Below are 9627 nucleotides of genomic sequence, written 5' to 3'. Positions count from 1 at the left end.
CACCGGGACTGGCCGGCTGATAGGTGGGTGCCGGCGCGTCCCCCTGGGCGGTCGCGCCGGTCGTCGCCTGATCCTGGGAACCGGCCAGGCTCATTTGCCTGGTCTTGCGCTGCTGATCGTCCAGGATTGCCGATTCCGAAACCTCGCCGCGCAACTCGGTCTCCTGGGCGTAAGGCAGCGCCGGCCGCAGCAAGGCAAAGACGCTGGTCGCCAGCAACAAGGCGCAGACCGCCTTGCCCTTGCGTCCTCTTTTCTTTTCGGGCTGGGCCTTGGACATTGCCACCACTGCTTGCGCTGCGCCTGCGCGCCATACTTACCGAACCGTAAATGGGGATGGTTAACGGAGGGTTGAGGTGGCGGCCGATTAACTCGGTCGCCCGCCTATGATCCAAGGGATTTCATGGAGTGCGCTACACGCATGAGGCGGCAATTCCGTTGGACAGGCGCGCGGCAAAGCGCTAATCGCATCAGCCATGCATGCGGGATCCCCAGAGAAGAAGCCGCTCGACAGGCAAGCTTCAATCGCTTCGGCGCTCAGAACGGTGGCAACCGAGCAGGCTGGTATCGCAGCACTGGCGTCCGCGCTCGAAAACGGGCTTGCCGAACCGTTCGCGCGCGCCGTCGACATGGTGTCGCGGATCGAAGGCCGCGTCATCGTCACCGGCGTCGGCAAGAGTGGCCATATCGGCTCCAAGATCGCCGCGACGCTCGCTTCGACAGGCACGCCCGCCTTCTTCGTCCACCCTGCCGAAGCCAATCATGGCGATCTCGGCATGATCGCCAGGGATGACGCCATCATCGCCATGTCATGGTCGGGCGAGAGCAGGGAACTCATGGGCATCGTCGCCTATTCCAGGCGTTTCTCGATCCCGCTGATCGCGGTCACTTCCGGGGAGACATCGGCGCTGGCGCGCGAGGCGGATGTGGTGCTTCTGCTGCCGCGCGCGCCGGAAGCCTGCCCGCACGGCTTGGCGCCGACGACCTCGACGCTGCTGCAACTGGTGATCGGCGATGCGCTGGCCATCGCGCTGCTCGAAGCGCGCGGTTTCACGCCTGATCATTTCCGCACCTTCCACCCCGGTGGACAACTCGGCGCCAATCTGACCCTGGTCTCCGAGATCATGCGGGTCGGCGACCAGATTCCGCTGGCCGCACTCGGCACCAAGATGCCGGAAGCCGTCATGACGCTGTCGCAGAAGAAGGTCGGCTGCGTCTTGATCGTCGACACGAATGGCGAACTGGCCGGGATCATCACCGACGGCGATGTAGCGCGCAACCTGCACCGCAATCTGGCTGACGTCATCGTGGATGAGGTCATGACCCGCACGCCCAAGACGATCGATCCGCAGACCCTTGCCGGTACCGCGATCGCGCTTCTCAACGAATTCAATATCGGCGCGCTGGTGGTGACCAAAAACAACATGCCGTTGGGCGTGGTTCACTTCCATGATCTGCTGCGCATCGGCGCGGCATAGGTCTTTTCAGCTCAAAACAGCCTCGACGGTCAGCTCCAGATCCGTATCGGCCGCTCCCGTCACGCGCACCTGCGTGCCGGCCGGCAGATCCGGGCCGGAAACGCGCCACAGCGTGTCGCCCAGCCGGATGCGGCCACGGCCGTTCTTGATCGGCTCGGCCAGCGTCGCCATCCTGCCGACCATCTGCGCGCCGCGACGGTTGAGCAGCGGCTGGTCGACGTCGCCATGACGGCCGCCGACCAGCTTCTTGCCGACGAAGGCCGAGACCAGCGACAGCGCCAAGAAGGCCAGCACCTGGACCTGCCAGGTCCAGAAAGCCGTGTCCCAGACAAGCAGTGACACCGCGCCGATGATCAGGGCGGCGATGCCGATCCACAGCATGAACACGCCTGGCGCGACGACTTCCATCACCAGGAGGACGAAGCCGAGAACCATCCAGTTCCACGGGCCGAGTTCGGAAACGATGCGTTCCAACATGGGAGTGGCCTCAGTTTTCGCCCGGGCGAACTACCGGCGGACGCGCGGTCTGCCGTGCGGCGCCGGCAGTGCCTTCGCTCCTGAAGACTTCCCTGGCGATCTCGCCGATGCCGCCGAGCGTGCCGATCAGTGATGAAGCCTCCATCGGCATCAGCACGACCTTGCTGTTCGTCGCGGAGCCGATCCTGGTCAGGGCTTCGGTGTATTTCAGCGCGACGAAGTAGTTGAGCGCCTGCACGTCGCCCTTGGCGATCGCCTCTGACACCACCTGTGTGGCGCGCGCCTCGGCCTCAGCGGAGCGTTCGCGTGCCTCGGCGTCGCGGAAGGCGGCTTCCTTGCGCCCTTCCGCCTCGAGGATCTGCGATTGCTTGAGGCCTTCGGCATCGAGGATCTGCGCGCGCTTGTTGCGCTCGGCCATCATCTGGCGGCCCATCGATTCGATGAGGTTGGCCGGCGGATTGATGTCCTTGATCTCGACGCGGGTGATCTTGATGCCCCAGGGATGCGCGGCCTCATCGACGACGCGCAGCAGGCGCTCGTTGATGGCGTCGCGGTTTGACAGCAATTCGTCGAGATCCATCGAGCCCATGACGGTGCGGATGTTGGTCATCGTCAGGTTGAGGATGGCGTTCTCGAGGCCGGCGACCTGGTAGGCGGCCTGCGCGGCGTTGAGCACCTGATAGAAGGCGACACCGTCGACCGCGACGATGGCGTTGTCGCGTGTGATGATCTCCTGGGTGGGAACGTCGAGCACCTGCTCCATCATGTTCATCTTGGCGCCAACGCGCTCGAAGATGGGGTTGATGATGTTAAGACCCGGCGTCAAAGACTTGGTGTAGCGGCCGAAGCGCTCCACCGTATAGTTATAGCCCTGAGGTACCGTCTTGATGCCCTTGAAAAGAAGGATAATGACAAGAAAGACAAGAACAACGATGGCAATGTCGAAACCGCTGAAGCCCATTTCATTTCTCCCTCAAAAGCCGACGACCTCACGGAATCACTTAAGTGTGTTTCCGCGGCGTTACAATCAGGTGATCACGAATATTGGCTAGCGAAGGCTTTTGCGCACCGGTTTGAGCCATACCGTCGGGGACGTTCAGACCCAGCCCGACAGTTCGCGCCGCACCATCGCCTCGATCACCGCCATCCCCTCAGCACTGTCGTTGAGACAAGGTATGTGCGCGAATTTTCCGCCGCCGGCGTGATGGAAGGTTTCGGCTGCCTCGCGGCCGATCTCGTCCAGCGTCTCGATGCAATCGACGGAAAAGCCGGGGTTGACGATGGCGATCGATTTCACACCTTCCGTGGCCAATTTCTCGACTGTCTTGTCGGTGTAGGGCTGCAGCCATTCCTGGGCGCCGAAGCGCGACTGAAAGGTGATCATCAGCTTCTTCTCGCTCCAGCCGAGCCGCTCGCGCAACAGCCGCGTCGTCTTCTGGCAATGGCAATGATAGGGGTCGCCCTTCTCGAAATAAGGCTTCGGGATGCCGTGATAGGAGGTGATGACAACCTCCGGCTCGAAGTCGAGCGTGGCCAGATGCCGTTCGATGGATCGCGCCAGCGCCTCGATATAGGCCGGTTCGTCATAGTAGGGCGGCACGGTGCGAATGGCGGGGGCGGCGCGCATCTTCATCAGCGCGCGAAACAGTTGGTCGTTGGCGGTAGCGGTCGTGGTCGCCGAATATTGCGGATAGAGCGGGAAGGAGATGATGCGGTCGCAGCCCCGCTCGACCAGGCTTCTGGCGACGCTCGCGGTCGACGGATTGCCATAGCGCATCGCCCAGTCGACAACGACATTGGGCAGGTCGGCCAATGCCAGGCCCAACTTCTCCCCCTGGGCGCGGGTGTAGGTGCGCAGGGGCGACTCGTTCTTCTCGCGGTTCCAGATACGGGCATAGTTGGCCCCCGACTTCTTCGGCCGGGTGGTCAGCACCAGCCCGTAGAGGATCGGATACCAGATCGCCCTGTTGAGCTCGATGACGCGCGGATCGGACAGGAACTCCCGGAGGTAGCGCCACATCGGCTTGAAATCGGTGCCGTCGGGCGTGCCAAGATTGACCAGCATGACGCCGATCTTGCCGGTTCTTACCGGGGGATGTCCGGCCGGCAATGGGCCGATGGCCTTCGCGGCCTTGGCGTCGATGGGGGTGGAAAGCGTCATGATGGTTCTCCAGGAGACGCGAACCTAAGCCTCTTGCGCGCGCTTTCAATGCAGCCTCTGGCCGCACCTCAAGACGGATCACGCCGCGTCGGCGATAGCTATAAGCCGAAAACAGACGACCCGCCCGGTTTTCCGGACGGGTCTGTGGTTGGAGTGGCCAAAGCGCGGTTAATTCGCGGGGATGGTCAGCGTCGCGCCGACGGGGAGCCGTCGCGGTTCGTAGCCTTCGTTGGCGGCTGAAATGATCTTCCACTTGGTGCCGTCGCCATAGGCCTTGACCGCCAGATCCCAATAGGTATCGCCGGCAACGATCACATGGCTGCTTTCGGCCGGCGCCGTCTCGGCCGGCTTTGCCGGTTCGGCCGGTGCTGGGGCCGTCTCGGCAGGCGCTGGTGTTGCCGGCGCAGGTTCCGCTGGCGCGGGCTCGGTTGGTTTTGCCGGTTCGGTGGGCGCCGGAGCTGTTTCAGCCGGAGCCGGCGTGGTCTCAGCCGGCACGCTTGGCGGCGTCGTGGCGATGTCGCCAGAACCGGCCGGCAATGCAGGCATCGCCGGTTCAGCGGGTGCTGCCGGCTCCGCCGGTTTTGCCGGCGCGGCCGAAGCAGGCTCGGCCGGCTTGGCTGGTTCAGTAGCCGGCGCTGCGGGAGCAGCCGCAACGTTCGCTGCGATCTCGGTGATGCGGCCATCGAGCTTCGGCGTATAGGGCCGGTGCGTGCCAAGATAATCGGCGACCACCTGTTCGAGGCCCGGACCATAGTCGTAGGCGTTCCTGGCCTTGTCGGCGAAGATCTTGTAGCCGTCGCCGCCCTGGCGGACATAGTTGTTGGTGGCGACCAGGTAATCCTTGTCCGGATTGATCGGCGTCCAGGCGCCGCCTTCCATGACCTCGACCGACTTGACGCGACCGGCATTGGGCGCGACCGATTTGTCGAACGAATATTTCAGGCCGGCTACCTGCGGGAAGCGGCCGGCGCCGTCCTCGACCTGGCTGAGGCCGCTTTCGAGCCCGGCGACCAGATCCTTGCCGGAAATCTGGAAGGTCGCCAGCGTGTTCTGGAACGGCAGCACGGTCAGCACCTCGCCCATGGTGACGGTGCCCTGGTCGATCGAGGCGCGCAGGCCGCCGCCATTCGAGATGACGATCTCGACGCCCTGGCCCTTGACGCGGTCGAGGATGGCGTCGGAGACGAGATTGCCCATCTCGCATTCGCGGGTGCGGCAATTCTCGCGGCTGCCGTCGATCGCCTTGGTGGTCTCGGCCACCTCCTTGTTCTTCAATGCCTCGATCGGCGCGCCGAGTTCCTTGATGCGTGCAAGCACGGCAGGATCGGGGGTGATCGACTTGTCGAGATAGATCGGATCGCCACTGGCTTGCTTGACGACGCCATTGTCGTCGAACACGACTTTGAACTCGCCGAGATATTTCGAATAGGACGCCGCCTGGACGACGGGTACCTTGTAGCCGTCCGGATTGTCGACCATCGTCGGGTAGGGGCCTTCGGCCTTCGGGTCGGTGTTGGACAGCAGCGAATGGCTGTGACCGCCAACCACCACGTCGATGCCGGGGATCTTGGCGATGACATCGCGCTCGCGCCTGTAGCCGATATGGGTGACGGCGATGATCTTGTTGACGCCTTGCGCTTTCAGCTTCTCGACCTCAGCCGTGATCGACTTGACGTCGTCTTCGATGGTGATGTTCGGGCCGGGGGTGGCCAGTTCCGGCGTGTCGTTGGTGACCGCGCCGATGATGCCGATCTTCTGGCCGCCGACTTCGACGACGATCGACGGTTTGACGCGGTCGCCAAGCTTGGACTGCGCATTGGCCTTCACATTGGCGCCTAGCACCGGAAACTTGATCATGTCGAGGAACGGTGCGAGCGCGGCCTCGCCGTCGTCGAACTCGTGGTTGCCGAGTTCCATGGCGTCGAACTTCATCTGGTTGAGGAATTCGCCTTCGACCTTGCCCTTGTAGGTCGTGTAGAAGAGCGAGCCCTGGAAATTGTCGCCGGCGCTGAGCAGCAGCACGTTCTGGCCTTCGAGTTTCTTGCGTTCCTGGGCGATCGCCGTGATCAAGCGCCCGGCGCCGCCGATGCACTCGCCTTTGGTCTCTTCCTCGGCCGAGCAGGTCGATTCATATTTGTTGTTGCCTTCGATGCGGCTGTGCCAGTCGTTGATGTGCAGGATGTTCAGCGTGTAGTCGGCAAAGGATGCTCCGGCCGACAGGCCAAGCATGGACGCCGACAGGGCGGCAATGGCAGCGATCTTCTTCATTTTTTGTCTCCCGGGTGGCCTGGCCAGCAGCGTTTAACGCTCTTGTTTGACTGGGCTATAACAGCTCAGCTTTTGGCCATGTTCACATCGCGTTTCGACCGACGCAAGCGGAATCGGGATCAGCTTTGCCGGCGCAAAAAAGAACGGCGAGCTAAGCTTGCCGTCCTTTTATAGAAGCAATTAGTACGGCGCTCAGGTGCGCCGCGTCAGCACGAAATTCTGTCCGCTGCCGCTGGTGCAATTGAGCTGCGAGGTGGAGATCAGCAGGCAGTTGAAGCTGATCGGCGTCTGGCGGATCAGCGAGGTGCCATGGATCTCGACCGAAGTGCCGCTGGTCATGGTGTAGCTGCCATCGGCAAGCTTCTGGCCGGTATCGGTGGCGACGGTCTTGAAGCTGCCGCCGGCAAAGGTCGACAAGCCCGTGCCCTGCGCATCGATCCAGGAGCCTTCGACTCCCTTTGAAGAGTTTGCCGGCGGCTCGCTCGGGCCGGTGGTGGTGCAGGCCGCCAAGGCGACGGCTGTGGCCGCGGCAATGCCGGCCGAAAGCAATTTTCGCGCGATCGTCATGAAAAAACCTCTCCTCGAGCATCGGACCGAAAATCTGTTCGATTTTCGGAAAACACGATGCGTCCATCCAAAGTGCTAGAGCGTACTTTCCAAATGAACGCACGTCGCTCCAGGCCGCCTCCTTCAATCGCCCGATTTCCGGGCGATTGCAAGGCGGTGAGGTGTGCTCGTGGGACCGCTATCGAACGAGGATGTTGCGGAATTGCCACGGGTCGTTTTTGTCGAGGTCTTCCGGGAACAGGCCGGGGCGATTGTCGAGTGGCGTCCAGTCGGTATAGTAGCCCTTGACCGGTCCGAGATAGGGGGACTGCACTTCGAGGCAGCGCTTGTAATCCATCTCGTCGGCCTCGACGATGCCGGCTTCAGGATTTTCCAGCGCCCAGACCATGCCGGCCAGCACCGCCGAGGTAACCTGCATGCCGGTCGCGTTCTGGTAGGGCGCCAGCTTGCGCGCCTCTGCCAGCGACAATTGCGAGCCGTACCAATAGGCGTTCTTGTCGTGACCGTAGAGCAGCACGCCGAGTTCGTCGACGCCGTCGACCAGCTCGTTTTCGTCGAGCACATGGTGCACGGGTTGGGCCTTGCCCGCGGCGCCGAACATCTCATGCAGGGAAAGCACGGCGTCGTTGCAGGGGTGATAGGCGTAATGGCAGGTCGGGCGGTAATGCACCTTGCCCTTCTTGCCGCGCACGGTGAAAAAGTCGGCGATAGAAATCGCCTCATTGTGCGTTACCAGGAAGCCGTATTGCGGTCCGGGCGTCGGGCACCAGCTGCGAACGCGCGTGTTGGCGCCCGGCTGTTCCAGATAGATAGCGGCCTTGGAGCCATGCTTGTGCTTTTTGGCGTTCTTCGGCATCCAGGTTTCGTGCGTGCCCCAGCCGAGCTCGGCCGGCTGCAGTCCCTCGGAGATGAATCCCTCGACCGACCAGGTGTTCCAGAACACGTTCATCGGTTTCGGCTTCTTGGTGCGCTGGGTGTCGCGCTCGGCGATGTGGACGCCCTTGACGCCGGCCTTCTTCATCAATTTGGCCCAGCCCTCGCGATCGGTTTCGGCCGGTTCGGAAAATTCCAGCCCGAGATCGGTGGCGAGGTTAAGGAGCGCCTGCTTGACGAACCACGAAACCATGCCGGGGTTGGCGCCGCAGGTGGAGATCGCGGTCGTTCCGCCGGGATGCTTCTGCTTTTCCTCGATCATCGCTTCGCGCAACGCGTAGTTGGTACGGCTGGCATTGTCGGCGTTGGTGTCGAAATAGAAGCCAAGCCATGGCTCGACGACGGTGTCGATGTAGAGCACGCCGAGCTTGCGGCAAAGCCGCATCAAATCCACCGATCCGGTGTCGACCGACAGGTTGACGCAGAAGCCCTGGCCGCCGCCCTTGGTCAGAAGCGGCGTCAAAAGCTTCTTGTAGTTCTTCTGCGTCACGGCTTCCTGAACGAAAGCAATGCCACGTTCGTCGAGCAGCTTGCGGTCGGTGTCGCGCGGGTCGACGACCGTCATACGCGACTTGTCGAACTTGAAATGGCGTTCGATCAGCGGCAGCGTTCCCCGTCCGATCGAACCGAAGCCGATCATCACGACGGGGCCGGTGATTTCACCGTAAACGGGCCAGTTTTCATTCGCCATTTTATCGAACACTCCTAAAAACACAGGGAAAAACCGGCATTTCCTGCCGGACGACCAAGCGCTACACCACAGATCATTGTCATAAACCAGTGAAAAGCGCCAACCGCCGGCTAGGCCGCACTCGCCAAGTGGTTAAGGAAGGCAACCAGCCGGTCGCGGTCCGATGTCATGCCCTTGTAGTCGAGCTGGGCCTCGTCGAGGGCCAGAAGCTGCTCGGCGAAAGATGCTGCCAGCTTTGCCCGATCGGGATGGCGCGCCAGCACGCCGAGCGGATCGAGATGGATGCGAATGGTGAACAGGACGTCACGCGAGGCGGGAAGTTTCCTGAGCGTCTGCCGCTCGACACGGATGAAGGCGCGGGCATCGATGTCGCCATCCGGAAATCTGGAGGGGCGGTTGGCGGTGCGGTCGATGCGCTCAAGGTTCGAGAGGGGATGGTAGAGCGCATCGCCGGCCTGGATCGACCAGTTGTAGCGCTCGACGGCCTGGCCCTGAAGACCGTCGAACATGCGGTTGATAAGGTCGGCCGGGCGCGTGCCTGGGCCGAAGCCCGGCACCGGCGCATGGATATCCTGCAGCGGCTTGCCGAATTTTTCGATCAGCGACCATGACGAGGGAAAACAGAGCGAGCCGGCGACCAGCCGCCAGCCACTCTCGTCGCGACGCATCAGGATCAGGTCTTCCTGGACAAGCAGCGAGGCTGCGACAAGCGGCGCATCGCTGAAGCCGCCGGCAGTTCCGGCCTTGGTGCCGATCACCTCGATCCCGGTGCCAGAGCGTCGATAGACGTCTGGATACTTCGCCAGCAAATGCGCACCGAGCAGATCAAGCACCTCGCGCTGGGCGTCGCGCGTGCCGTCCTCTTCGACAAAGACGCTGCCGGGGATTTCGGTATACAGGCGGTGCTTTTGGGCGAGATGAGGCAGCAGATACCCATCGACCTCGATCCAGCTATCGAAGTCGAGCGGCTTCAGCCCGATGGCAAAAAGCTTCGAGGAGCCGTCATAGGGCGTGTGGGTGGGGATGCTCATGCCTTTATATGGGAGCCCAATCGG

8 protein-coding genes and 1 pseudogene are annotated in these 9627 nt (G+C 62.5%); 1 reads left to right on the top strand and 8 read right to left on the bottom strand.

Annotation, left to right across the window (positions count from 1 at the left end):
• Positions 1–277 (bottom strand): annotated as a pseudogene (locus CN311_RS04510) (outer membrane beta-barrel protein); the annotation flags it as partial.
• A 196-nt stretch (positions 278–473) separates the two neighbouring features.
• Between CN311_RS04510 and CN311_RS04505 the strand changes: the two are divergent.
• Entirely contained in the window at positions 474–1475 is a 1002-nt protein-coding gene (locus tag CN311_RS04505; protein WP_097572190.1) for a KpsF/GutQ family sugar-phosphate isomerase, read from the top strand.
• Positions 1476–1481: 6 nt separating this feature from the next.
• Here CN311_RS04505 and CN311_RS04500 read toward each other — a convergent pair whose 3' ends face one another.
• The 7 genes from CN311_RS04500 to CN311_RS04470 form a co-directional block, all read right to left on the bottom strand.
• Entirely contained in the window at positions 1482–1952 is a 471-nt protein-coding gene (locus CN311_RS04500) for an NfeD family protein (protein ID WP_097572189.1), read from the bottom strand.
• Between the two features lie 10 nt (positions 1953–1962).
• Positions 1963–2913, bottom strand: a complete 951-nt coding sequence (locus CN311_RS04495; protein WP_097572188.1) for an SPFH domain-containing protein — start codon at positions 2911–2913, stop codon at positions 1963–1965.
• 135 nt (positions 2914–3048) lie between these two features.
• A complete protein-coding gene (gene hemH, locus CN311_RS04490; protein ID WP_097572187.1) occupies positions 3049–4113 on the bottom strand; it encodes a ferrochelatase in 1065 nt (354 codons plus the stop codon).
• Between the two features lie 168 nt (positions 4114–4281).
• On the bottom strand, positions 4282–6381 hold the full coding sequence (locus tag CN311_RS04485; RefSeq protein WP_097572186.1) for a bifunctional metallophosphatase/5'-nucleotidase: 2100 nt from the start codon (positions 6379–6381) through the stop codon (positions 4282–4284).
• 192 nt (positions 6382–6573) lie between these two features.
• Positions 6574–6948 carry an outer membrane lipoprotein Omp10 gene (gene omp10 / locus CN311_RS04480; RefSeq protein ID WP_097572185.1) on the bottom strand — a complete coding sequence of 125 codons (375 nt, stop codon included), beginning with the start codon at positions 6946–6948 and terminating at the stop codon, positions 6574–6576.
• 178 nt (positions 6949–7126) lie between these two features.
• Positions 7127–8572 (bottom strand): homospermidine synthase, encoded by a 1446-nt coding sequence (locus CN311_RS04475; protein ID WP_097572184.1) that lies wholly within the window; start codon positions 8570–8572, stop codon positions 7127–7129.
• Positions 8573–8682: 110 nt separating this feature from the next.
• The gene (locus tag CN311_RS04470; RefSeq protein WP_097572183.1) at positions 8683–9603 is read right to left on the bottom strand and encodes a heme-dependent oxidative N-demethylase family protein; all 921 of its coding nucleotides are present in this window, start codon (positions 9601–9603) and stop codon (positions 8683–8685) included.
• Between the last annotated feature and the right edge of the window lie 24 nt (positions 9604–9627).

The sequence above is a fragment of the Mesorhizobium sanjuanii genome (assembly GCF_002529485.1).
In the GTDB taxonomy this organism is placed as follows: domain Bacteria; phylum Pseudomonadota; class Alphaproteobacteria; order Rhizobiales; family Rhizobiaceae; genus Mesorhizobium; species Mesorhizobium sanjuanii.
The sequence above is the reverse complement of the archived record's forward strand: the minus strand, read 5'-3'. Positions and strand labels throughout refer to the sequence as shown.

What these genes read in the sequence shown, in the direction of transcription:
- CN311_RS04505 (WP_097572190.1), top strand. Translation starts at nt 474, where the DNA reads ATGCATGCGGGATCCCCAGAGAAGAAGCCGCTCGACAGGCAAGCTTCA.
- CN311_RS04500 (WP_097572189.1), bottom strand. Translation starts at nt 1,952, where the DNA reads ATGTTGGAACGCATCGTTTCCGAACTCGGCCCGTGGAACTGGATGGTT.
- CN311_RS04495 (WP_097572188.1), bottom strand. Translation starts at nt 2,913, where the DNA reads ATGGGCTTCAGCGGTTTCGACATTGCCATCGTTGTTCTTGTCTTTCTT.
- hemH (WP_097572187.1), bottom strand. Translation starts at nt 4,113, where the DNA reads ATGACGCTTTCCACCCCCATCGACGCCAAGGCCGCGAAGGCCATCGGC.
- CN311_RS04485 (WP_097572186.1), bottom strand. Translation starts at nt 6,381, where the DNA reads ATGAAGAAGATCGCTGCCATTGCCGCCCTGTCGGCGTCCATGCTTGGC.
- omp10 (WP_097572185.1), bottom strand. Translation starts at nt 6,948, where the DNA reads ATGACGATCGCGCGAAAATTGCTTTCGGCCGGCATTGCCGCGGCCACA.
- CN311_RS04475 (WP_097572184.1), bottom strand. Translation starts at nt 8,572, where the DNA reads ATGGCGAATGAAAACTGGCCCGTTTACGGTGAAATCACCGGCCCCGTC.
- CN311_RS04470 (WP_097572183.1), bottom strand. Translation starts at nt 9,603, where the DNA reads ATGAGCATCCCCACCCACACGCCCTATGACGGCTCCTCGAAGCTTTTT.